Origin of the sequence: Streptomyces sp. 3MP-14 (genome assembly GCF_006334905.2) — a bacterium.
Lineage (GTDB): Bacteria > Actinomycetota > Actinomycetes > Streptomycetales > Streptomycetaceae > Streptomyces > Streptomyces triticirhizae.
Window position 1 is genome coordinate 158,165 of sequence record NZ_VDLZ02000013.1, and the last position, 21,508, is coordinate 179,672.

20 protein-coding genes and 1 pseudogene are annotated in these 21,508 nt (G+C 73.9%); 9 read left to right on the plus strand and 12 right to left on the minus strand.

Going from position 1 to position 21,508, the window contains the following annotated elements:
- Positions 1–128 precede the first annotated feature (128 nt).
- The 4 genes from FH609_RS21605 (at position 129) to FH609_RS21620 (ending at position 3,772) form a co-directional block, all read left to right on the plus strand.
- Positions 129–1,139: an ABC transporter ATP-binding protein gene (locus tag FH609_RS21605; protein WP_139670147.1), complete on the plus strand. Its 1,011-nt coding sequence runs from the start codon at positions 129–131 to the stop codon at positions 1,137–1,139.
- On the plus strand, positions 1,136–2,020 hold the full coding sequence (locus tag FH609_RS21610) for an ABC transporter permease subunit (protein ID WP_139670149.1): 885 nt from the start codon (positions 1,136–1,138) through the stop codon (positions 2,018–2,020). Before FH609_RS21605 ends, FH609_RS21610 begins: the two co-directional genes overlap by 4 nt.
- Complete coding sequence (locus FH609_RS21615) at positions 2,017–2,934, plus strand: ABC transporter ATP-binding protein (RefSeq protein ID WP_139670151.1); 918 nt, start codon at positions 2,017–2,019, stop codon at positions 2,932–2,934. Before FH609_RS21610 ends, FH609_RS21615 begins: the two co-directional genes overlap by 4 nt.
- 115 nt (positions 2,935–3,049) lie before the next feature.
- Entirely contained in the window at positions 3,050–3,772 is a 723-nt protein-coding gene (locus tag FH609_RS21620; RefSeq protein ID WP_139670153.1) for an ABC transporter permease subunit, read from the plus strand.
- A gap of 490 nt (positions 3,773–4,262) precedes the next feature.
- On the opposite strand, the gene FH609_RS21625 is transcribed toward FH609_RS21620, so the two are convergent.
- From FH609_RS21625 to FH609_RS21670, 10 genes are all read right to left on the minus strand, one after another.
- Complete coding sequence (locus FH609_RS21625; RefSeq protein ID WP_226961863.1) at positions 4,263–6,284, minus strand: glycosyltransferase; 2,022 nt, start codon at positions 6,282–6,284, stop codon at positions 4,263–4,265.
- Between the two features lie 186 nt (positions 6,285–6,470).
- Positions 6,471–7,382, minus strand: a complete 912-nt coding sequence (locus tag FH609_RS21630) for an HAD family hydrolase (RefSeq protein WP_139670156.1) — start codon at positions 7,380–7,382, stop codon at positions 6,471–6,473.
- Positions 7,379–8,656, minus strand: a complete 1,278-nt coding sequence (gene serS, locus FH609_RS21635; RefSeq protein WP_139670158.1) for a serine--tRNA ligase — start codon at positions 8,654–8,656, stop codon at positions 7,379–7,381. Before serS ends, FH609_RS21630 begins: the two co-directional genes overlap by 4 nt.
- A 557-nt stretch (positions 8,657–9,213) precedes the next feature.
- Positions 9,214–10,152, minus strand: a complete 939-nt coding sequence (gene pheA, locus FH609_RS21640; protein WP_139670160.1) for a prephenate dehydratase — start codon at positions 10,150–10,152, stop codon at positions 9,214–9,216.
- A gap of 42 nt (positions 10,153–10,194) precedes the next feature.
- A complete protein-coding gene (efeB, locus tag FH609_RS21645) occupies positions 10,195–11,508 on the minus strand; it encodes an iron uptake transporter deferrochelatase/peroxidase subunit (RefSeq protein ID WP_139670309.1) in 1,314 nt (437 codons plus the stop codon).
- A gap of 17 nt (positions 11,509–11,525) precedes the next feature.
- The gene (locus tag FH609_RS21650) at positions 11,526–13,484 is read right to left on the minus strand and encodes a copper resistance CopC/CopD family protein (RefSeq protein ID WP_139670162.1); all 1,959 of its coding nucleotides are present in this window, start codon (positions 13,482–13,484) and stop codon (positions 11,526–11,528) included.
- Positions 13,481–14,047, minus strand: a complete 567-nt coding sequence (locus tag FH609_RS21655; protein WP_139670165.1) for a copper chaperone PCu(A)C — start codon at positions 14,045–14,047, stop codon at positions 13,481–13,483. The genes FH609_RS21650 and FH609_RS21655 overlap by 4 nt, the downstream gene beginning before the upstream one ends.
- Positions 14,044–14,709 (minus strand): SCO family protein, encoded by a 666-nt coding sequence (locus FH609_RS21660; protein ID WP_139670167.1) that lies wholly within the window; start codon positions 14,707–14,709, stop codon positions 14,044–14,046. The genes FH609_RS21655 and FH609_RS21660 overlap by 4 nt, the downstream gene beginning before the upstream one ends.
- Positions 14,710–14,822: 113 nt before the next feature.
- Positions 14,823–15,563, minus strand: coding sequence for a YcnI family protein (locus tag FH609_RS21665; protein WP_139670169.1), 741 nt, complete (start codon positions 15,561–15,563; stop codon positions 14,823–14,825).
- A 138-nt stretch (positions 15,564–15,701) separates the two neighbouring features.
- Entirely contained in the window at positions 15,702–16,502 is an 801-nt protein-coding gene (locus tag FH609_RS21670) for a hypothetical protein (protein WP_139670171.1), read from the minus strand.
- Between the two features lie 218 nt (positions 16,503–16,720).
- On the opposite strand from FH609_RS21670, the gene FH609_RS21675 reads away from it, so the two are divergent.
- Together FH609_RS21675 and FH609_RS21680 are read left to right on the plus strand one after the other, a co-directional pair.
- A complete protein-coding gene (locus tag FH609_RS21675) occupies positions 16,721–17,194 on the plus strand; it encodes an ATP-binding protein (protein ID WP_139670173.1) in 474 nt (157 codons plus the stop codon).
- A 173-nt stretch (positions 17,195–17,367) separates the two neighbouring features.
- On the plus strand, positions 17,368–17,823 hold the full coding sequence (locus tag FH609_RS21680; protein WP_139670175.1) for a tellurite resistance TerB family protein: 456 nt from the start codon (positions 17,368–17,370) through the stop codon (positions 17,821–17,823).
- Positions 17,824–17,857: 34 nt separating this feature from the next.
- On the opposite strand, the gene FH609_RS21685 is transcribed toward FH609_RS21680, so the two are convergent.
- Positions 17,858–18,793, minus strand: a complete 936-nt coding sequence (locus FH609_RS21685) for a M56 family metallopeptidase (protein WP_139670177.1) — start codon at positions 18,791–18,793, stop codon at positions 17,858–17,860.
- Between the two features lie 6 nt (positions 18,794–18,799).
- Positions 18,800–19,201: a BlaI/MecI/CopY family transcriptional regulator gene (locus FH609_RS21690; RefSeq protein WP_139670179.1), complete on the minus strand. Its 402-nt coding sequence runs from the start codon at positions 19,199–19,201 to the stop codon at positions 18,800–18,802.
- Positions 19,202–19,356: 155 nt separating this feature from the next.
- Between FH609_RS21690 and FH609_RS21695 the strand changes: the two genes are divergently transcribed.
- The 3 genes and pseudogenes from FH609_RS21695 to FH609_RS31845 all read left to right on the plus strand — a co-directional run.
- A complete protein-coding gene (locus FH609_RS21695) occupies positions 19,357–19,932 on the plus strand; it encodes a TerD family protein (RefSeq protein ID WP_139670181.1) in 576 nt (191 codons plus the stop codon).
- Between the two features lie 258 nt (positions 19,933–20,190).
- Positions 20,191–20,469: a Sec-independent protein translocase subunit TatA gene (tatA, locus tag FH609_RS21700; protein WP_139670183.1), complete on the plus strand. Its 279-nt coding sequence runs from the start codon at positions 20,191–20,193 to the stop codon at positions 20,467–20,469.
- A 496-nt stretch (positions 20,470–20,965) separates the two neighbouring features.
- A pseudogene (locus FH609_RS31845) lies at positions 20,966–21,454 on the plus strand (peptidylprolyl isomerase); the annotation flags it as partial.
- Between the last annotated feature and the right edge of the window lie 54 nt (positions 21,455–21,508).

The window sequence follows — 21,508 nt, forward strand, 5'->3', positions numbered from 1 at the left end:
GTACTTTGGTAGGGGGTCGACGGGCGCCTGTTAGCCTGCGGTCTGAGTGTTCGCCCCTAGGGGCTGGCCCAGAGGATGACTACCGAGGGCTGACGCGCGAGACGAAGGTCACGGCTACCGTCGTGGTCGTGAGCGTCATTGAAACCAACGGCTTGACCAAGCGGTATCCCCGGGTGACCGCGTTGGACGGCCTGACCATCGACATCCAGCCCGGGGTCACCGGCCTGGTCGGTGCCAACGGTGCGGGGAAGTCCACCCTGATCAAGATCCTGTTGGGACTGGCCCCGGCGACCGAGGGGACGGCGAGCGTCCTCGGCCTCGACTCGGCGGCCGAGGGCGAGACGATACGGGCGCAGGTGGGCTACATGCCCGAGCACGACTGCCTGCCACCCGATGTGAGTGCCACCGAGTTCGTCGTGCACATGGCCTGCATGTCCGGGCTGCCGCGCACCGCCGCCCGGGAGCGGACGGCCGACACCCTGCGCCACGTCGGGCTCTACGAGGAGCGGTACCGGCCCATGGGCGGGTACTCGACGGGCATGAAGCAGCGGGTCAAGCTGGCGCAGGCGCTGGTGCACGACCCGAAGCTGGTGCTGCTGGACGAGCCGACCAACGGGCTCGACCCGGCGGGCCGGGACGAGATGCTCGGCCTGATCCGCCGCATCCACAGCGACTTCGGCATCTCCGTGCTGGTCACCTCCCATCTGCTGCGGGAGTTGGAGCGCACCAGCGAGCACATCGTGGTCATCGACGGCGGCCGGCTGCTGCGTTCGCAGACCACGGCGAGCTTTGTCGAGGCCACGGCCTCGCTCGCCATCGAGGTCACCGACAGCGACGCGCACCCGGACGGGACGGCCGCGCTGCGCGCCGCCCTGGCTGAGGTCGGCGTGGAGACGGTGACGACGCCCGGCCGGCAGATCCATCTGGAGATCACGGACGAGGGCGTTTACGACACGGTGCGGGACGCCGTGGTCGAACTCGGCCTGGGGCTGGTGCGGATGGAGCGCGGCCGGCACGAGATCGCCGAGGTGTTCCAGTCGCGCGGCTCCGTGGGCGGTGCGGGGGGCGGCGCCGATGGCGGCGTCGACCGGGCCGGCGACCAGGCGGCCGACGTCAGCAACGCGGAGGTCACCCGATGAGCACCGGCACGGATGCCCGCATCCACAACATCGGCTATCGCAACTACACCGGCGAGCGGTTCGGGATCTCCTACGCGCGGCGCGCGCTCTTCCTGCACTCGCTGCGCGGCTCGTTCGGCCTCGGCCGCTCGGCCCGCTCCAAGGTGCTGCCGATGGGCCTGTTCGGGATCATGTTGGCGCCCGCCGTGGTGATGGTGGCCATCGCCGCCTTCGTCGGGCTCGACGAACTGCCCATCGCCTACACGAGCTACGCGCTGTTCATGCAGCCCATCGTGGGCCTGTACGTGGCGCTCGCCGCGCCGCAGATGGTCTCCCTCGACCTGCGGTTCAAGGTCACCCCGCTGTACTTCTCGCGCCCGATCGAGCGCCGCGACTACGTGGTCGCGAAGTACGCGGCCCTCAGCTGCGCGATCTTCCTCTTCGTGGCGCTGCCGCTGGTCCTCGCCTATGTTGGCGGGCTGCTGGCCGAGTTGGGCTTCGCCGAGCAGACCAAGGGCTTCGGCCAGGGCATGGCGCTCTCGGTGCTCTTCGCCCTGATGCACGCGGCGCTCGCGCTGTGGGTCGCCAGCCTCACCCCGCGCCGTGGCTTCGGCGTGGCCGCCGTGATCGGGGTGTTGACCATCCCGTACTTCGCGGTCACCGCGCTCCAGGCCGTCGCCTACGAGCAGGGCAGCGAGCAGGCCGTCGGCTGGATAGGTCTGTTCTCGCCCGGCACGCTGATCGACGGCATCCAGACCTCGTTCCTCGGCGGCACCTCGGGCTACCCCTACGAGCAGGCGCCGACGGACGGGGCCGGGGTCGCGCTGCTGGCGATGGCGATCCTCGTCACCGTCGTCTGCTACCTGCTGCTGGGACGCCGCTACCGAAAGGCCGGGCTGTGACCACCCTCCACATCACCAACACCTCACGCTGGTTCGGCAACGTGGTGGCGGTCAACGACATCACGATGACCATCGGCCCCGGCGTCACCGGGCTGCTCGGCCCCAACGGCGCCGGCAAGTCCACGCTGATCAACATGATGAGCGGCTTCCTGGCGCCCTCCGCCGGCAAGGTCACCCTCGACGAGAGGCCGATCTGGCGGAACGCCGAGTGCTACCGGCAGATCGGCCTCGTGCCCGAGCGCGAGGGGATGTACGACTACCTCACGGGCGGCGAGTTCGTGCTGGCCAACGCCGAGCTGCACCAGCTGCCCGACCCGAAGGCGGCGGCGGCCGAGGCCCTGGCCACGGTCGAGATGACGCACGCCGCCGACCGCCGCATCGACACCTACAGCAAGGGGATGCGGCAGCGGGTCAAGATGGCCTCGGCCCTGGTGCACCACCCGTCGGTGCTGCTGCTGGACGAGCCGTTCAACGGCATGGACCCCAGGCAGCGGCTCCAACTCATGGACCTGCTGGCCAAGATGGGCGACGAGGGCCGCACGGTCCTGTTCTCCTCGCACATCCTGGAGGAGGTCGAGCAGCTCGCCAGCCACATCGAGGTGGTCGTCGCCGGCCGGCACGCGGCGTCCGGCGACTTCCGCAAGATCCGCCGGCTGATGACCGACCGGCCGCACCGCTATCTGATCCGCTCCAGCGACAACAGGGCGCTGGCCGCCGCGTTGATCGCCGATCCCTCCACCTCGGGCATCGAGGTGGACGTGGCCGAGGAAGCGCTGCGGGTGCAGGCCGTGGACTTCGCGCGCTTCACGGAGCGGCTGCCGTCGCTCGCCAGGGAGCGGGACATCAGGCTGCTGGCGGTCGCGCCGTCCGACGAGTCCCTGGAGAACGTCTTCTCCTACCTGGTGGGGGCGTGACGACGATGCCGCGACTCCGCTGTTCCGCCCGCCCGTCGGCCGCGCCGCGCCGCGTGGCCCTTCGCCGGCGTTCCGCCCTCGACCCGGCGTACCGCCGCTAAGGAGCCTCACCGCGATGTACAACCACACCGTCGCCCGGCTCACCTACCGGGCCCTGCTCGGCCGTCGCCGGGTGTTGATCCTGATCGCCCTGCCCGCGCTGCTGTTGATCATCTCGCTGGCCGTCCGGCTCATCGGCGGCACCGACGACGGGGCGGCCGTCGAGGTGTTGGGCGGCTTCGCCCTCGCCTCCATGGTCCCGCTGATCGGCGTGGTCGCCGGCACGGGGGCCATCGCGCCGGAGATCGACGACGGATCGATCGTCTATCTGCTGGCGAAGCCGCTGCCCCGGCGCACCATCATCCTGACCAAGCTGATCGTCGCGGTCGCCGTGACCGTCGCCTTCACCACGGCGCCGATCCTGGTGTCCGGGCTGATCCTCAACGGCAACAGCCAGGGCATCGCCTCGGCCTACACCGTGGCGGCCGCCGTCGCGGCCGTCGCCTACAGCGCGATCTTCCTGCTCCTGGGCACGGTCTCGCGGAACGCGGTGGTCTTCGGGCTGGTCTACGCGCTGGTCTGGGAGGCGCTGTTGGGCAGCACGCTGCCCGGGGTGCGCACGCTGAGCGTGCAGCAGTGGTCGCTTTCGCTGGCCGAGGGGATAGCCGCCTCGGGCGCCGACGTCACGTCCGACGTGGCGCTGCCGTTGGCGCTGGTGCTGCTGGTCGCGGCCACGGTGCTCGGCACGTGGTACTCGATCCGCCGCCTGACGGCGCTGACGGTCACCGGAGACGGGTAGCCCTGCGGGCGGCTTCGGGGAGCGCCCGGCGCGGCCGCCGGGCGCGGAGCGCTGGCCGCGCGGGCTGGCGGGTGCGGGTGCGGGGGCGTGGGGGGCGGGGGGCGCGCTCCGCGACTGGGTTGGGTGGCTGTCGGGGGGTGATCGGGCTGTGCTGGGGCGGGCGGGTCGTTGCTCCGGCGGGTGCCGGGAGTTGGGCAACTGGTCGGTGAGGGGCGCGGGGTGAGCCTCGGGGCCGGTCAGTCGCGCGGGCGAGTGGCCGCGTGGGCGGCGCTGGTCCCCGGGGTGCTTCGCGCGACGCCGCCGGCCGGGTTGGGGTGCGCGCCTCGGGCAGAGTGGCGCTCGTAGCGCCCGGTGCGCGGGGCGCTTCGGCGGCGGGTCCCGGCCATCGGCCCGGTGGGACCGGCGAGTTCGGCCGGCCGTCTCGTGGATTGGCGCGAACGCGCCGGGGTGGGGGCCCGGCGGCCGGCGTGGGGTTACGGGCGGCGAACGGTCAGGCGCCGTCCGTGGGTTGGTCGGTGACGGTCAGCGCCAGGTCGTGGTCGCCGGTGTAGCGCACGCGGAGGCGGACCGGGCCGCGCTTGGGGTGCGGCAGGTCGAGCGCCGGGAACAGGTCCGTCGTGCGGCGGTCCACCGCGTCGCCGCCGATGCGGGCGACCAGCGCGCCGGTGCCGTCCGGCGCCCGCAGCGCCAGCCGCCAGTCGCTGCGCGACGTCGTGTGCGCGGCCAGCGCCGCCTCGTGCGGAACGGTGAGCAGCAACCCCGAGGCGCCGTCCGGTCGGCACTCGACGGCGAACTCGGGCCCGGCGTTCTCGCCCACCCCCTCGGCCAGCGCGGTCCACTCCCCGGCGGCGACGCCCCCCTGGCCCATCGGCAGCGCCCGCACGCCGACGGCGTCCCCGTCGAGCAGCACCTCGGCCACCTCGGCGTGCGCCGGGCGCAGCCAGCTGCGCACCGTGAGGTTGCCGTCCTTGGTGCGGTACGGAATCCACGCGGTCACCCCCCGCGCGCCGACCCGGGGCGGCGCGCCGACGAGGGCGGCCTGGCGCACCTGGTCGGCGGCCACCCGCAGCGCTTTGCCGGTGATGTTGCGCCCGAGGAAGAAGTCCCAGCGCCCCTCGGGGAGTTCCAGGCTCTCCGGGTCGAGCAGCAACTCGACCCGGCGTGAGCCGCGCACCTTCGGCAGCGGCAACAGGATCTCGCGCCCCAGCGCGTCATGGCGTCGGCGCAGCAGCAACTCGCCCTCGCCCCTGGGCAGCGACCGCCCGTCCAGCGAGACGCGCAGCCCGCCGTCCGCCTCGCTCTCGGCGTAGCCCCGGGGCCGGCCGCCCGGCGCCGACGAGGGGCGCCAGATCCGCAGCAGCCCGCCGAGCCGCCCGCCCCTCGGCGCCTGCGGCCGCTCGGGCCCGGCGTCCGAGGCGTTCGGCGCCCACTCCCGGAACAGCTCCTCGTACCGCGCCGCGACCACCGAAGGGTCGTAGGCGGCGGCCGACGTCCGCCCCGCCGCCGCCAGCCGGCGGCGCAGCGCCTCGTCCGCGAGCAGCGGCCGCAGCGCCTCGGCCAGCGCCGCGCTGCCGCCGGCCAGCGGCGACAACACGCCGTTCTCGCCATGGGAGATGATCTCTCCCGGGCCGTGCGGGCAGTCCGTGGCCACCACCGGGACCCCGCACCGCATCGCCTCCACGATGGTCAGCCCGAAGGACTCCGCGTCCGAGGAGACGGCGGCCACCGCGCCCTTGACCCACTCGGTCTCGATCGGCGAGGCCGCCCCCATCAGCCGCGCGCGATTGTGCAGGCCGAGTTCGCCGATGCGCCGGCGCAGGTTGTCGCGTTCCACGCCCCGGCCGTAGATCCGCAGTTCCCAGTCGGGGAACTCGGGCGCCAGCTCGGCGAACGCGTCGATCAGCCGGTCGTAGCGCTTCACCGGCGCGAGCCGGCCGGCCGCCACGATCACCCGCGATTCGCCACCGGCCGGCGGAACGGCCGGGGCGGGGGAGCAGTTGGGCACGTTGACCACCCGGACCGGCGCGTCCGCCAGGGCCTCGGCGTACCGCTCGGCGTCCGCCGCCGAGACGCAGACGAGCGCGTCCAACTCCCGCGCGGCGGTCAGCTGTGCGGCCCTGGCGCGCTTGGCCCTGGCGTCGTGGGTGACGTGCTCCTGGGCGACCCGCAGATAGCGCGGCTGGCCGAGGCGCGCGAGGTAGACGTTGAGCACCGGCCGGGTGGAGATCACCACGTCCGCGTCGACCCGCTCCAGGAACTCCCCCATCCGGCGGTCGCTGAGCCGGGAGGGCGCGACCCGCCCGTAGTTCATCGGCAGGTCGGCGAAGACGGCGCTGGGCTCGGCGGGTTCGGGCCCCTGGCCCGCCGCGTCCCTGGCCCCGGGGCGCAGGTCGATCAGCGGGGTGATCCGCACCCGGGGGTCGAAGCGCAGGCTCGGCGTGGAGCGCGACCGGTACAGGCTGGCGATCCGCACGCTGTGCCATTCCGCCAGGGCGCCGGAGAGATTGGCCACCGAGCGGATGGTGCCGCCAATCCCATAGGCGTTGTTCAACAGAAAAACAATCTTCACATGGCCCCCCAACATCGAACACGGCTCCGCTACTGGCCGTTCGACGGGGCGTAACACCGGGCGGTTCCCTGGCGGCGCGCGCCCCCGACGGGCGCCCGCACCCCCAGTGTGCGCGAGCGGGGCGGCGGGTCAACGCCCCTGGGCCAGCAGCCGTTCCAGCACCAGCGCGATGCCGTCCGCGTCGTTTCCCTCGGTGATCTCGTCGGCCGCCGCCTTCACCTCGGGGTGGGCGCCGCCCATCGCCACGGAGTGCCCGGCCCAGGCGAACATCGACAGGTCGTTGGGCATGTCCCCGAACGCGATGGCCTCGGCGGCCCGCACCCCCAGCCGGCGCGCGGCCAGCGCGAGCCCGGTGGCCTTGCCGAGCCCCAGCGGCAGCACCTCGACCAGGCCCTCGCCGGAGACCGTCAGCCCCACCGCTTCGCCGACCTCGGCCGTGGCGGCCGCCGCCAACTCGTCGTCGTTCCAGGTCGGATGGCGCAGATAGAGCTTGATCAACGGTTCGGCGAAGAGCGCCGAGCGCTCCGGCGCCCGCTGTGGCGCGTCGGGCCCGGCGTCCCCTCCCGCGTCCTCGCCGAAGCCGCTGCCCGGCCCGGTGTGGAAGCGTTCGTCCATCACGACCTGCCCGTTGAGCCCGTCGCGGTTGGCCGCGACGCCCAACGGGCCGAGCGCCGCCTCAAGGCGGGTGACCACGGCCCTGGCCAGCGCGCGGTCCAGGGTCACCGAGGTCACCAGCCGGTCCTCGCCGGCGTGGTACAGCTGCGCGCCCTGGCCGCAGACGGCCAGCCCCTCGTAGCCCAGGTCCCGCAGGATGTGCCGGGTCCAGGCCACGCTGCGCCCCGTGGCCACGACGTGCCGCGCGCCGGCGGCGACCGCCGAGCCCAGGGCCGCCCTGGTGCGCGGGGAGATCGACTCGTCCGTGCGCAGCAGCGTCCCGTCCAGGTCGGTCGCGACCAGCCGGTAGGGGAACGGGCCGCCGGGCCCCGCCGGTTGGGCCGGGACGGGGGCGCCGGCGAGCGGCCCGGGGCGCGCGTGGCTCATCGAGCGACCGGTTCCAGCACCTCACGCCCGCCGAGGAACGGACGCAACACCTCGGGCACATACACCGAGCCGTCCGCCTGCTGGTGGTACTCCAACAGCGCCACGATGGTCCGGGAGACCGCGCACAGCGTGCCGTTCAGGGTGGCCAGCGGCCGGGTGCGGCCCGCCTCGCGCATCCGGACCTGGAGCCGACGGGCCTGGAAGTCCGTGCAGTTGGAGGTCGAGGTCAGCTCGCGGTACCGGCCCTGCGCCGGGAACCACGCCTCGCAGTCGTACTTGCGGCTGGCCGACGAGCCCAGGTCGCCGCTGGCCACGTCGATCACCCGGAACGGCAGCTCCAGCGAGGTCAGCCACTGCTTCTCCCAGCCCAGCAGCCGCTCCAGCTCGTCCTCCGCCTCCTCGGGCGCGACGAACGAGAACATCTCGACCTTGGTGAACTGGTGCACCCGGAAGATGCCCCGGGTGTCCTTGCCGTAGGAGCCGGCCTCCCTGCGGTAGCACGGCGAGAGGCCGGCGTAGCGCAGCGGCAGCTGGTCGGCCTCGATGATCTCGTCCATGTGGTAGGCGGCGAGGGGGACTTCGGAGGTGCCGACCAGGTAGTAGTCGTCCTGCTCCAGGTGGTAGACGTCCTGCGCCGCCTGCCCCAGGAAGCCGGTGCCCTCCATGGCGCGCGGCCGCACCAGGGTGGGCGTGACCATGGGAACGAAGCCGGCGGCGGTGGCCTGCGCGATCGCCGCATTCACCAGGGCCAGTTCCAGCAGCGCGCCGTTGCCGCGCAGATAGGCGAAGCGCGAGCCGGAGACCTTGGCGGCACGCTCGGTGTCGATGGCGCCCAGCGCCTGGCCCAGCTCCAGGTGGTCGCGCGGGGTGATGCCCTCGGCCGCGAAGTCCCTGATCTCGCCGATGGTCTCGCGCACCGTGAAGTCGTCCTCGCCGCCCACCGGGACGTCGGGGTGGACCACGTTGGAGAGCTGGCGCAGCAGCGCCTCCGCCTCGGCCGCGGCCTCCTCGCGCTCGGCGTCGGCCGCCTTGACCTCGGTCGACAACGCGCCGGCGCGGGCGAGCAGTTCGGCCTTCTCGTCGCCCTGGGCGCGGGGGATCTGCTTGCCCAGCCGCTTCTGCTCGGCGCGCAGCTCGTCGAAGCGCGTCCCGGAGGACCTGCGCCGCTCGTCGGCGGACAGCAGCCGGTCCACCAGGTCGACGTCTTCACCACGGGCGCGCTGCGAGGCGCGCACCAGGTCCGGGTTCTCGCGGAGCAGTCGAAGGTCAATCACGTCCGACAGGCTACCGGGCCCCTGTCGGGCCCAGAAACGGAAAAGGCCGCCGGGGCATTTAGCCCGTTTTGCCCGACGAATCGTCGGCGCCGACAAACCGGCGGGGCGGGTCTCGACGGCCCTTCCCCGAGGCGGTGCCGGGCGTTCCGCGCCCCGCTTCGTCCACCGCTTCGTCCACCGCCGTCGGAAAGTTATCCACAGGCTCGCGCCCCGGCCTGTGGATGAACGGAAGTCGATCTTCGACCCCGTCGAGTGCGCGGCGGATAATTCCCCGCCCAAACCGCCGCCATTCGCACTTCCGGGGGAATCCGCGAGAATCTCTGGGAAACTTGCTCGCTCTCAGGAGTTATTCGGAGTGATTCGGGTGACGAAAAGCGGCTCATTGCGCGATGGGCGACGTGGTGCGCAGTATCCGGATATGGGCTCAATGCCCGTTTCCGCGAACCCTTCCGCGTATCGACTTATACACAGCCACGGTGGGTGCCCTGTGGATAACCTGCCGAACAGTCCACAGGCCAGCGGCCCGCCCGCCCCGACCGCCGCCGGCGACGCCCGGCTCAGGCCGGCCCTGGCCGGCCGTCCAGGCACCGGGTCAGCCAGTCGGCGGCCGCCAGGAAGTCCGCGTCCCGCGTCCCCTCGACCACCGTCGGCCGCACCTCGTCCGCCCTCGGATAGGAGCCGAGGAACCGCACGTCCGAACAGAGCCGCCGCAGCCCCATCAACGACTCCCCCACCCGCCGCTCCGCGACATGCCCCTCGCAGTCCACGGAGAAGCAGTACTGACCGATGCCCTTGCCGGTCGGCCGCGACTCGATCCGGGTCAGGTTCACGCCCCGGGTCGCGAACTCCTGGAGCACGTCCAGCAGCGCGCCCGGATGGTCCTCGCGCAGCCACAGCACCACCGAGGTCTTGTCGGCCCCGGTCGGCGCCGCCGGCCGGGCCGGGCGGCCCACCAGCACGAAGCGGGTGGTCGCGTTGTCCGCGTCGTGGATGCCGGTCACCAGCGGCGTCAGCCCGTAGGTCGCGGCGGCGAACTCGCCGGCGAACGCCGCGTCGAACCGCCCCTCCTGCACCAGCCGCGCGCCGTCCGCGTTGGAGGCCGCCGACTCCCAGACCGCGTCCGGCAGCTGCCGCCCCAGCCAGCCGCGCACCTGCGGCTGGGCCACCGGGTGCCCGGTCACGGTCTTGACGTCCTCCAGGCTGGTGCCGGGCCGCACCAGCAGCGCGAACGCGATCGGGAGCAGCACCTCCCGGTAGATCATCAGCGGCTCCCCGGTGGCCAGTTCGTCCACCGTGGACGTGACCCCGCCCTCCACCGAGTTCTCGATCGGCACCAGCGAGCCGGCGGCCTCGCCCACCCGCACCGCGTCCAGCGCCGCCGGCACCGAGATCATCGGGATCAACGCCCGGGTCGCCGCCTCGGGGAGCGTGCGCAGCGCGGCCTCGGTGAACGTCCCCTCGGGGCCCAGGTAGGTGTAGCGGCTCGCAGAAGTCATGGCGTCACGTTAGCCCCGTCCGGGCCCGGCGGTCGCCGCGCTTCAGCCTTCGAGCAGCCGCTGGCCCACATACTCGTCCTCCGCCGCACCACCGGGCACGGCGAACAGCCCGCTCGCCTCGTGCCGCACGAACGCGCTGAGCGCGTCCCCACGGTCCAACTTCCGCTGCACCGTGACGAACGACCGCAGCGGGTCCGCCTGCCAGCAGACGAAGAGCAGTCCGGCGTCCGGCGCCCCGTCCTCCCGGAACCCGTCGTCGTAGGAGAACGAACGCCGCAGCATCGTCGCCCCGCCGTTGCTCTCCGGCGCGGTCACCCGCACATGCGCGTTGGCCGGGATCACCGGCGAACCGTCCGGGTGCGTCGCCGCCAGGTCCACCGGGCTGGTCTCGCTCCCCCCGGTCAACGGCGCCCCGTCGGACCGCCGCCGGCCCAGCACCCGTTCCCGCTCCTCGCCCGTCAGCCCCTCCCAGTCGTCCAGCAGCATCCTGATGCGGCGCACCACCGCGTAGGAGCCGCCCGCCATCCACGCCGGCTCGCCGTCCGCCGGCACGAACACGTGCCGCTCGAAGTCCGGGTCGTCCGGGCTCGGGTTGTTGGTGCCGTCGACCTGGCCCATCAGGTTCCGACCGGTCGACGGCCGCGCGGTGGCCCCGGGGCTCCGGTGGAACCCGGCCATCCGCCACCGCACCCGCGCCGTCCCCTCGGCGGCCCGCCGCACCGCGCGCAGCGCCTCGAACGCCACCAGCGGGTCGTCGGCGCCGATCTGCACCCACAGGTCCCCGTTCGAGCGCGCCTCGTCCAGCGCGTCATGGGAGAACGCGGGCAGCGGGCGCAGTGCCTCCGGGCGCTGCGCGGTCAGCCCGGTGGCATCGAAGAAGCCGGGTCCGAAGCCGAAGGTGAACGTCAGCGACGCCGGCCCCGCGTCGTCGGCGATGCCCGTGCCCGCCTCGTCGGGCCGGCCGGCCATCAGCGCGGCGGCCAGCGTCGACCAGCGGCGCAGCAGCGCGGCGGCGCCCCGCCGGCCGGCGTCCCCGGCCAGGTCGAAGGCGACCAGCTGGCCCCGCGACTGGAGGGGCGTGGTGATCCCCGGCTGGTGGACGCCGTGAAACGGAACCCGCGTGCTGCCCAGGGTGCTCAGCGCCGGCTCGCCCGGCTCGGCCGCGGCGGCCTGGCCGAACGCGCCGCCGGCCGCGCCGGCGGCGAGGCCGGCGACCCCGGTCGCGGTGGCGGTGCCGAGCAGCCGGCGGCGGGAGACGGTGCGGACGCCCGTTCCCTCGGCGGACGGCGCGCCGTCGGCGCGCTCGGTGGAGTCGGTGCGGTCGGTGCGGTCGGTGGAGTCGGTGGAGTGGCTCATGGTGGTGCGGGTCCTGCTCACTGGGCGATGGTGACGGTGGTGGTCTCGGTGGTCTGGTCGATCTCGGAGCTGCGGATGGTCAGGTCCAGCTCCCACGCTCCCGGGCGCGGCAGTTGGAGCCCCTCGACGGTCCAGTGTCCGACGGCCACGTGCTCGGGCTCGAACCGGAGCGGCCCGAGGCCCTCGTCGGGCAGCGTGAGGCTGATCCTGATCTCCTCGGCGCCGTTTGGCTGCCCCTCCGGGTCCTCCAGGAAGAGGTGGAGCGTGTTGTCGCCGACGGCCGAGGGCGTCAGCTCCAGCGTCGCCGTGCCCGAGCCGAACTCCCCGCCGGTGTCGTAGGGCAGGCTGATCGGCCCGGCCGGAGCCGCGTCCCCGCCGGTCTCCTGGGCGGCCGCCGGCGGCCGGTCGGACTCGGTGCGGGCGGGCGGGGTGCCGGTCAGCGCGGTGGTGACGCCGAGCAACACGACGGCGATGGCCGTCTCGACCAGCACCGAACGCCGCAGCCCGGCCCGCGCCGGGTCCTCATCGCGCCGCCGCCTCGCGCTCTCCATGACCCGCCGCTGCCGGGCCAACTGCCGCTCCCGCTCCGGGTCAGGGGCCGCCGCCGGAGGCGAAGCCGGCCCGTCGGACCCCTCGCCACCGCCGGCCGCGCCCTCGCCGACGGCGGCCGCCGCCCGCTCCGCAGGCTCGGCGTCCGCCCCGTCCTCGCCCGCCCTCGGGCCCGGCAGCGCGCCGGCGTCGCCCGGCAGCGCGTTCGTCCGGCGCCGGGAGGCCCACGCCACGGACAGCAGCAGCGCCACCACCGCGACCTTGGCGATCAGCAGCCGGCCGTAGTCCGTCCCCGTCAACGCCGAGAACGTCCCGACCTGCCGCCAGCTCTGATAGAGGCCGGTCGCCGCCAGTGTCGCCACGCCGCCCAGCGCCAGCGCGGAGAACCGGCGCACCGCCGTCGCCGGCGGCGGCCGCTCGCCGTCCGCGCGCAGCAGCACGACCAGCGTCGTCAACCCGCCCAACCAGCAGGCCATCGCCAGCAGATGAACGATGTCCACCGGCACCGCCACCCCGCTCTGCCGGCCGGTCGCCGCGTGCTCGGCCATCGCCCAGGTCGCCGCGAGGCCGACGGCCAGCGCGCCGCCGCCCACGCCGAGACCGAAGCGCAGGTCACGCGCCACCGTCGCGTCCCCGGCCGCGACCGCCCGCGCGTACCGCCCGTGCAGCAGCGCCACCGGCAGCGCGGCCGCCGACAGCAGCACCAGCCGGGTCAGCAGCGCGGTGCCGGCCCGCGAGTCGACGACGTCGCCGAGCCCGTTCAGGTCGAACGCGTCGGCCAGCCGGCCCGTCGTCGTGTACGGGACGCGCACCAGAAGCAGCGCCGCCGTCGCCACGGCGAGCGTGAGCCAGCCGACGACCGTGACGCGCTGCACCGCGCGCCGGCCGGCCGCCGCCGGCCAGCACAGCAGCGCGAAGGCCGCCGGCCCGACCAGCAGCAGGAAGCCCGCGTAGGCGACATACCGCAGCACGTCGTAGACCAGCCCGACCGCGCCCTCGTCCGGCGCCTCGCCGGAGACCGCGACGCTGGTCTCGGACGGCGCCCCCACGGAGAAGGTGAACGCCCCGGCGATCGGGTGCCCGTCGTTGGAGACAGCCTGCCAGGCCACGGTGTGGGTGCCGTCGGCCAGGCCCGAGGCGAGGGCCACGGCCTGCTCGGCGCCGCCCGCCCGGTGCGCCACCTCGCCGGCGTCGACGCGTTCGCCGTCCGGGTCCAGCACCCGCAGGCCGTCGTCGGCGACCGAGACCGGCTCGGAGAAGGTGAGCACCACCTCGGCGGGGGCGGTCGCCACCACCTCGCCGTCCCCCGGGCTGCTGCCGGTCAACGTGGCGTGGGCGGCGGCCGGGGTGGCCCCCAGCAGCAGCGCCGCCAGGGTCCCGACGGCCAACAGGAACGCGCCCAGGGGGCGGGAGACGGCGGCGATCATGGCGAGTGTTCCTCCCCGGAGTGATCGGTGTGCTCGGATGGATCGGAGTGTTCCGAGTGGTCCGTCGAAGCGGAGTCGCCGGTGTACGTCGCCGAGGTGACCGGCAGCTCGACGCGCAGCGGCTCCGAGGTCTCGAACCGCAGCTCGACGACGACGGTGTCGCCCTCGACGGGCGGCTCGGCCGGGTCGCGGAACATCAGATGGCTGCCCCCGCGCTCCAGCCGGAGCGTGCCGCCGGCGGGCACGGTCAGCCCGTCGACCCGCCGCATCGCGTTGTCCACGGTCTCGTGGATCTCCACGGTGTCGGTCAGCTCGCTGGTGGCGGAGACCAGGGTGTCGTCGGCGTCGCCCTCGTTGTGCAGGGTGAGGAAGCCGCCGGCGACCTCCGGGTTGACCGGCTCGGGGAGGTAGGCGTCGCTGACGCTCAGCTCGGGCCCCGCCGAGCCCGAGCCCGAGTCCGCGCCCGAGTCCGAGTCCGAGCCGCCGCAGCCGGCCAGCAGCGCGCCGGCCAGCAGCAGCGGCAGCGGCGCCAGGAGCCGGCGCCGGCTCCTGGGCCGCGTCACGGCAACTCCCCCTCGATCAGCCGGGGCAGGTCGCGCTCGAACGTCTCGACGGTGACGCCCTCGGTGTACAGGACGTGGCCGAGGTCGTCGGCCGGCGAGAAGGCCACCACCTGGGTGCCGTGGGTGGAGACGATCGAGCCGTCCTCCTCCTCGTAGGCCGGTTCGAGGGCGACGCCGACCGACCGCGCCGCCGCCTGGATCGCGTCGAAGTCCCCGGTCAGGCCGACGAAGTCGGGGTCGAGCGAGTCCAGCCAGGGCCCGAGCGACTCGGGGGTGTCCCGCTCCGGGTCGGAGGTGACGAAGACGACCCGCAGCTCCGCCCGCTGCTCCGGGGTCAGCTCGCTGGCGGCCACCGCGATGTTGCCCATGGTCAACGGGCAGATGTCCGGGCAGTTGGTGTAGCCGAAGTAGAGCAGCGTGGGGTGGCCCGCCGTCTCCTCGACCAGGTCGTAGGGCTGCCCCTCGGTGTCGGTGAGGACCAGCTCGGGCTTCTCGAAGGGCGTGTCCAGGACGGTGCCCTCGTCCTCGGCGTGGGCGTCGGAGACCTCGGCGGCCGGGGACTCCTCGCCCTCGGCCGAGCCGCCGTCCCCGCCGCAACCCGCGAGGGCGAGCGCGAGGGCGGTGGAGAGCAGGCCGGTGCGGATCAGGGTGCGTGTGCGCATGTGTGCTGTGTTTCCGTGCGTGGGTGAGCGTGGGTGAGCTTCGGTGAACGGTGGGCATGGCCGGGCGCCGGGCCCGTGGGGCGGGGGTCGCCCGCCCCACGGAACCGTCGTCGTCAGGCGCGGCGGCGGCTGCCCAGCACCCCGACCGCGACGCCGGCCACGCCGACCGCGATGCCGACGCCGGCGAGCACCCGCGCCGTGGTGTCGGAGCCGCCCCCGTCACCGCTCGACGCGGCGGCCTCCTCGCCCGGCGCGTCGTCCGTCGCCGACTCCGCCACCTCGTCGGCCGGCTCGGCCGCGCCGTCGCCGCCGTCGTCGGCCGCCGGCGTCAGCCGCAGCACGGCCGCCGGGTCCTCGGGCTCCTCGCCGCCCTCGGTCGGCTCCTCGATCCACCGGACGACCTCGCCGCTGTCATAGGTCTGGATCGCCTTGAACACCAGCTGGTCCACGCCCTCGGGCAGCGGCCCGACGGAGAGCGGGAACTGCTGGAACGTGCCCGGCGCGATCTCCCCGCCGGTCCAGGTGATCACGCTGGGCACCTCGGTGACCTCGTTGCCGTGCAGCTCGACGGGCTCGTCCAGCTCGGCGGTCTCCACCTCGACGTCCCAGCCGGGGACCGGCTGCGGCATCACCGAGGTCAACGGGTGCTCCGGGTCCAGGTGCACCTCCAGTTCGACGGTCGAGGCGTCGTCCCGCTCGTTGGGGACCTTGACGTTGAGCACCTGGTAGCCGCCGGCCTCGGCCTCGGCCGGGTCGATGCTGACATGCGCCTGGGCCGGCGCGGCGAGGGCGAGCAGGGCGAGCGAGCCGGCGGCCACGACGGCGGCCGAGGCTCCCTTACGGAGACTGGTCATGGTGATCGTCACTCCACGGTTCGGGCGCGGGGCGCGCGCTCCGGCGCACGCTCCGCACGGGCCCCGACGGGGCCCGGGAGACAAGGGGTTGGGGACGCGACCGCTGCCGCGCCCGCCCCCGTCCGGGGTGGAGCGCGGTCAGGCCGCGAGGGTGAACGAACGGGCGCCGCCCGGCGGCCCGCGCCGCACCACGGCGTCCGGCAGCACGGTGCCCACCGTCGCCGGCGTCGGGTGGTGTCGGGTGCGCGGCCGGCCGGGCGCGGCCGGCGGCGTGGCGGCCGCCAGCGAAGGCAGCCGCAGCAGCGCGCGCAGCGCGGCGAGCAGCCGGCGCGCCCAGCGCGGCAGCGCCGCGAGGCAGGCGGCCACCCGCACCGCCGAGAAGAGCGCGGCCTCGCCCTGCCGCAGCAGCCAGCCGGCGGCCAGCGCCGCCAGCAGATGGCCCAGCAGCATCGGCCAGGAGGCGAGCGTCGCCAGCGCCTCGGTCAGGGCGTCGCCGAGCCCGCCGCCGGCGTGCGCCATGGCCCCGCCGCCCGGATGGTGTGGGAGCAGCCCGGCGTCGCCGAGCAGCGCCGTCGCCCGCTCCGGCGAGACGGGCGCGTGCCCGCCGCAGAGCAGCCGGCCGGCCAGCTCCGTCAGCTCGGCGGACCCGTGCCCCGCCGACGGCGGAGCGGCCGAGCCGCCCAGGTGCTGGGCGAGGCAGAAGAACAGGTGCAGCAGGAGCTGGGCCAGCGCCAGGGCCAGCGCGATGCCGGGCCAGGAGCGCCGCTCCCTGCCGGCGAACGGGACGGCGAACGCCCAGGTCAGCAGGGCGCCGGCGGCCACGGCCCAGAGCGGGAGGCCACGTTCGCCGCCGGAGATGTGACCGGCGGCGGCCAGCGTGGCGGAGGCCGCGGCGAAGACCGCGGCCCGCAGCAGTCGCAGATCGGCTCCGGCACGCATGGCGGCGCCATCATCTCACCGGACGCCGACGGCGGACCCGGTGGGGACACGGCTCGTACAGACGTCCCGCCCGTCCCCCGTTCCGGGGCGCCGCCATATCGGCCAACGTCTCCCGTGGCATCCGCCGAATGGGGTGTGTTGGGTCAATCACACGCTTACGGGACGGGTGGGTAGGCAATACCTAAGGATATGTCGAGCCGTGGCCAGGAGGCTGGAGCATGAGCATCTGGTGGTCTCTGCAACTGCGCCGTGAGGCGGCCAGTGTTCCGCTGGCCAGGCGGCTGCTGCTCGGCGCCATGGACACGGCGGGAGTGGACGGCGACATCTCGCACGAGCTGTCCGTCGCCCTGTCGGAGGCCTGCGCCAACGCGGTCCAGCACGGCGGCGGCCTCTCCGAGGTCTATCGGGTCACCGCCTCGATCCACGGAGACATGTGTCGTATCGAGGTCACCGACTGCGGCCCCGGCTTCCCCCAGGGAGCCGGGGCCGTTCCGGCTCTGGCGCCGCCCGCCGCCGCGCGGCCGGCGGGGGAGTTCGCCGAGCTGCTGCCGGGCGGGCGGGGGCTGCTGCTGATCGAGGCGCTCGCCGACCGGGTCAGGTTCGGCAACCAGCCGGGCAGCGGCGGGGCGGTCGTCACCTTCGACAAGATCCTCAAGTGGCGCGAGGACGCGGCCCTGCTGCGGGCCTCGTAGCGGACGCGAGGGCGGCCGGCGCGCGGCGCCCGCGACCGGGGCCGCCCGGCGACCGTTTCGGCAGGCCGTTTCGGCAGGCCGTCAGGAAGTCGTGAGGAAGCGTCGGAAAGCGGAACGTCGGGCACCGCTGCCACGTTCTCCCGGGTGCAGAGGAACACATCTTGGGAGTGCCAATGGCCCTGTGGGACCGCATCAAGGAATCGGCGTCCACCATGCAGACGCAGCTCAACGCCAAGAAGAACGAGCTGAAGAGCGGAGCGTTCCGCGATGCCAGCATGGCGATGTGCGCGCTGGTCGCGGCCGCCGACGGCTCGGTCGACCCGGCCGAGCGCCAGCGGGTCGCGCAGCTGATCGCGAGCAACGAGGTGTTGCAGAACTTCGCCGCCGACGATCTCCAGCGGCGCTTCGACAACTACCTCAACCAGCTGATCACCAACTTCGACCTGGGCAAGATCAACGTCCTCCAGGACATCGCCAAGGCCGCCAAGAAGCCGGCCGAGGCGCGGGCCGTGGTGCAGATCGGCATCGTGATCGGCGGCGCCGACGGGACGTTCGACGCGCAGGAGCGCGCGGTGGTCAAGGAGGCCTGCCACCAACTGGGCCTGCCGCCGGCCGAGTTCGACCTCTGAGGCGTTCCCGGGCGCGCGGCCACGCCGGGCCGCGTCAGAGCGGGGTGGCCGCCTTCAGCACCAGGAAGAGCGTGACGGCGGCGTTCAGCGCGCAGAGCGCCGACGCCGCCGTGCCGGCGGCGGCCACCAGCGCGGCCAGCCCGGCCCGGGTGTTGGGCGGCGGCCAGCTCCTGCCCGGCGGGCGCGGGCGCAGCAGCGCCGCCACCCGCCGGGGCACGGGGCCGGCCGCGAAGCCCGCCGTGCCCGGCGCCGGCCGGTGCCGCACCAGCGCGGCATGGCCGACCGCCCGCGCGGTCAGGCCCCGGTCGCCCACCGCCCGGGCGGCGTCCTCGTCGGCCCACCGCTCCATCGCGTAGGCGGCGGCGGTGCGCAGCGGCCCGAGCAACGGGTGGGCGCGGGCGGCCAGTTCGCCGGCCAGCAGATAGCGGTGGTGGCGGCAGGACAGATGGGCCCGCTCGTGGGCCAGCAGCGCCCGGTACTCGTCGGCGCTCAGCGCGGCCCGCATCGCGGTGGAGACCACGATCCGCCCGGGCCGGCCTCGACCGCCCGGCACGGCATAGGCGTAGGGCCGCCCGTCCGGCAGCAGCGCCGGGTCGGCGTCCGCCGGCAGCGCGGCCAGCGCGCGCCGCAGCCGGCGCCGGGTCAGCGCCCGGCGCGCCAGCGCGCCGCCGACGGCCAGCAGCGTCCCGCCCAGCACCAGGACGGCGACCTCCCCCAGCACGGCGTCACCGGGCACCGCCGCCCGCACCTCGGGGTCGGACCAGCTGTCGGGGAGCGGGTTGCCCGGCAGTTGCGCGGTGCCCACGACGGCCAGCAGCCCGAGCGAGAGCGTGCTGCACCCGGCCAGCACGGCCGCGACCCAGGTCAACATCCGTGCGGCGGCGCGCGGATGGGACTGCTGCTCGGCAAGCCTGGCAATCGGCAGCGCGGTCAGCGGCGCCACCAGCGGAAGCAGCACGATCCAGCCCACGGCCGCTCACTCCGTCCGGCGCCCGGGCTCGGAGCCGAGCAGCCGGCGCAGCAGCCGTTCGTCCTCGGGGGAGAGGGTGGTGACAAAGCTCGCCAGCACCGCGTCCCGATCGTCCCTGCCCTCCAGCACCCGGCGCATCCGCAGCGCGGCCAGGCCGGCGTCGTCGGCGGCCGGCGTCCACAGGAACGAGCGGCCGGAGCGCTCCCGGCGCACGGCGTGCTTCTCGTGGAGCCTGGTGAGGATGGTGATCACGGTGCTGTAGGCCAGCGCGTCCGGCAGCCGTTCCCGCACCCAGCCGGCGCTCACCGGGCCCGGCGCCAGCCGCAGGGTGGCCAGCACCTGGGCCTCCAACTCGCCCCGTCCGCGCTTGCGTTGGCCGGGACCCGGCTGCTCCGCCGTCGCACCCACCGCCACCACTCCCCACTGCCGCCAGGGGTCATCGTAGCGACGCCCGGGTATGCCCCGGTGAGGGCCGTCACCGACCTTCTACAGTGTTGTAGATTTTCGAAAGCGCCCACGGTGCGCCGGGGCGGGGGCAGGAACAGCTAGTTCAGGAGGAGAACGTGGGAGTAACCCTTTCCAAAGGAGGCAATGTCTCGCTGACCAAGGAGGCGCCGGGGCTGACCGCCGTCCTGGTGGGCCTGGGATGGGACGTGCGCACGACCACCGGCACCGACTACGACCTGGACGCCAGCGCCCTGCTCTGCGGGGAGAACGGCAAGGTCGTCTCCGACAGTCACTTCGTCTTCTACAACAACCTGACCAGCCCGGACGGTTCGGTGGAGCACACCGGCGACAACCTCACGGGCGAGGGGGACGGGGACGACGAGACGATCAAGGTCAACCTCGCCACCGTGCCGCCGGAGGTCGGCAAGATCGTCTTCCCGGTCTCCATCCACGACGCCGACGCGCGCCGGCAGAGCTTCGGTCAGGTGCAGAACGCCTTCATCCGGGTGGTCAACCAGGCCGACGGCGCCGAGATCGCCCGCTACGACCTGAGCGAGGACGCCGCCACCGAGACCGCGATGATCTTCGGCGAGCTGTACCGCAGGGGCACCGAGTGGAAGTTCCGCGCGGTCGGCCAGGGTTATGCCTCGGGCCTCGCGGGAATCGCCAGCGACTTCGGGGTCAACGTCTGACAACGACCGATACCAGCCGATATCGACCGAAAGCATCTCCAGCGGTCGATATCGGCGAACACCGACGGTTCCGCCCCGTTTCTCTTCGCCGCCGCGTCGTGATCCACGGTGATCCACCGTGGTCCACGGTGATTGAGCGTGATCGCGGTGCGGCGGACGGAAACGGATACGGACCAAGGACTTCTGTTCTCTTTACTTCCGGCGCGCTACCGTGGCGGAAGGTGTGGAACCTGCTGAATCGTCCTCGGAGGTTGGACCATGGGCCAGATCGGAATCAAGGAGCTGCTGCTCCTTCTCGTCATCGTGCTGCTGGTCTTCGGGGCCAAGCGCCTGCCGGACCTCGCACGGTCGCTGGGCAAGTCGGCGCGCATCCTCAAGAGCGAGACCACCGCGATGAAGTCCGAGGGTGGCCAGGCGGCGTCCTCGACGGCCACGCCCGAGGAGACCCCGGCGACGCGCACGATCCAGGCGGCGCCCGGCGACGTCACCAGCGCCCGCCCGGTGGACGAGCCGAAGCCGACCACCCAGCAGAGCTGACCGGAGCCGACCGGAGCCGACCGGAGCTGATTGGCCGGGCGCCCGCCGCGCCCGCCGCCTTCGTCGATCCACCGTTTCACGAGACGCCCCGCCCCTGACCCGCCGCGGTCGGGGGCGCGTTCGCCCGTTCCTCCGCCCGCGCGCCCAGCCGGCGCCGGGAATCGTTTTCCGCCTTCCGCGCCGGGGCCGATGAGGCGCCCGTGGGGCATGATGAGCCTGTTTTGTGTTCCCCAGGGCTCGTTCCCCCCGTAACTGGAAGGCACGTCGCATGATCCGCTCTCCCCGGCGCCTGGCCACGGCGCTGCTCTGCCTCGGACTGCTGACCGCGTGCGGTTCGGAATCCGCCGACGGCGAGGGCGGCGAGGAAGGCAACGGCGGCGGGAGTTCCGCCGCCGAGTCGACCGAGCCCTCGGACCCGGCCGAGCAGGAGCAGCAGGAGGGCCAGGGGCAGGCCCTCGAAGGGCCGGCCGGGGTCGAGCCCACGGACGCGACCAGCGCCACGCTCCACACCAGCGAGGGCGACATCGCGGTCACCCTCTTCCCCGACGAGGCGCCGCTGACCGTCACCAACTTCGTTGGCCTGGCGGACGGTTCGCTGCCCTGGGAGGGCCAGGAGGACGGCGAGCCGCTCTACAACGGCACCATCTTCCACCGGGTCATCGACGGCTTCATGATCCAGGGCGGCGACCCGCAGGGCACCGGCATGGGTGGCCCCGGGTACCAGTTCGAGGACGAGTTCGACTCGGGCCGCGCCTTCGAGGAGCCCTACCTGCTGGCCATGGCCAACTCCGGCCCCGGCACCAACGGTTCGCAGTTCTTCATCACCGTGGAGCCGACTCCGCACCTCAACAACCTGCACACCATCTTCGGCGAGGTCGCCGACGACGAGAGCCGCGCCGTGGTGGACGCCATCGCCGGCACCGAGACCGGCCCGAACGACAAGCCGGTCGAGGACGTGGTGATCGAGTCGATCAGCGTCGGCTGACGCCGCCGGCGAGACGCCAAAGGGCCGTGGCATCGCGAGGATGCCACGGCCCTT

Coding starts and splice junctions, on each gene's coding strand:
- FH609_RS21610 (WP_139670149.1), top strand. CDS start 1,136: ATGAGCACCGGCACGGATGCCCGCATCCACAACATCGGCTATCGCAAC.
- FH609_RS21620 (WP_139670153.1), top strand. CDS start 3,050: ATGTACAACCACACCGTCGCCCGGCTCACCTACCGGGCCCTGCTCGGC.
- FH609_RS21630 (WP_139670156.1), bottom strand. CDS start 7,382: ATGAGCCACGCGCGCCCCGGGCCGCTCGCCGGCGCCCCCGTCCCGGCC.
- pheA (WP_139670160.1), bottom strand. CDS start 10,152: ATGACTTCTGCGAGCCGCTACACCTACCTGGGCCCCGAGGGGACGTTC.
- efeB (WP_139670309.1), bottom strand. CDS start 11,508: ATGAGCCACTCCACCGACTCCACCGACCGCACCGACCGCACCGACTCC.
- FH609_RS21650 (WP_139670162.1), bottom strand. CDS start 13,484: ATGATCGCCGCCGTCTCCCGCCCCCTGGGCGCGTTCCTGTTGGCCGTC.
- FH609_RS21660 (WP_139670167.1), bottom strand. CDS start 14,709: ATGCGCACACGCACCCTGATCCGCACCGGCCTGCTCTCCACCGCCCTC.
- FH609_RS21665 (WP_139670169.1), bottom strand. CDS start 15,563: ATGACCAGTCTCCGTAAGGGAGCCTCGGCCGCCGTCGTGGCCGCCGGC.
- FH609_RS21670 (WP_139670171.1), bottom strand. CDS start 16,502: ATGCGTGCCGGAGCCGATCTGCGACTGCTGCGGGCCGCGGTCTTCGCC.
- FH609_RS21675 (WP_139670173.1), top strand. CDS start 16,721: ATGAGCATCTGGTGGTCTCTGCAACTGCGCCGTGAGGCGGCCAGTGTT.
- FH609_RS21680 (WP_139670175.1), top strand. CDS start 17,368: ATGGCCCTGTGGGACCGCATCAAGGAATCGGCGTCCACCATGCAGACG.
- tatA (WP_139670183.1), top strand. CDS start 20,191: ATGGGCCAGATCGGAATCAAGGAGCTGCTGCTCCTTCTCGTCATCGTG.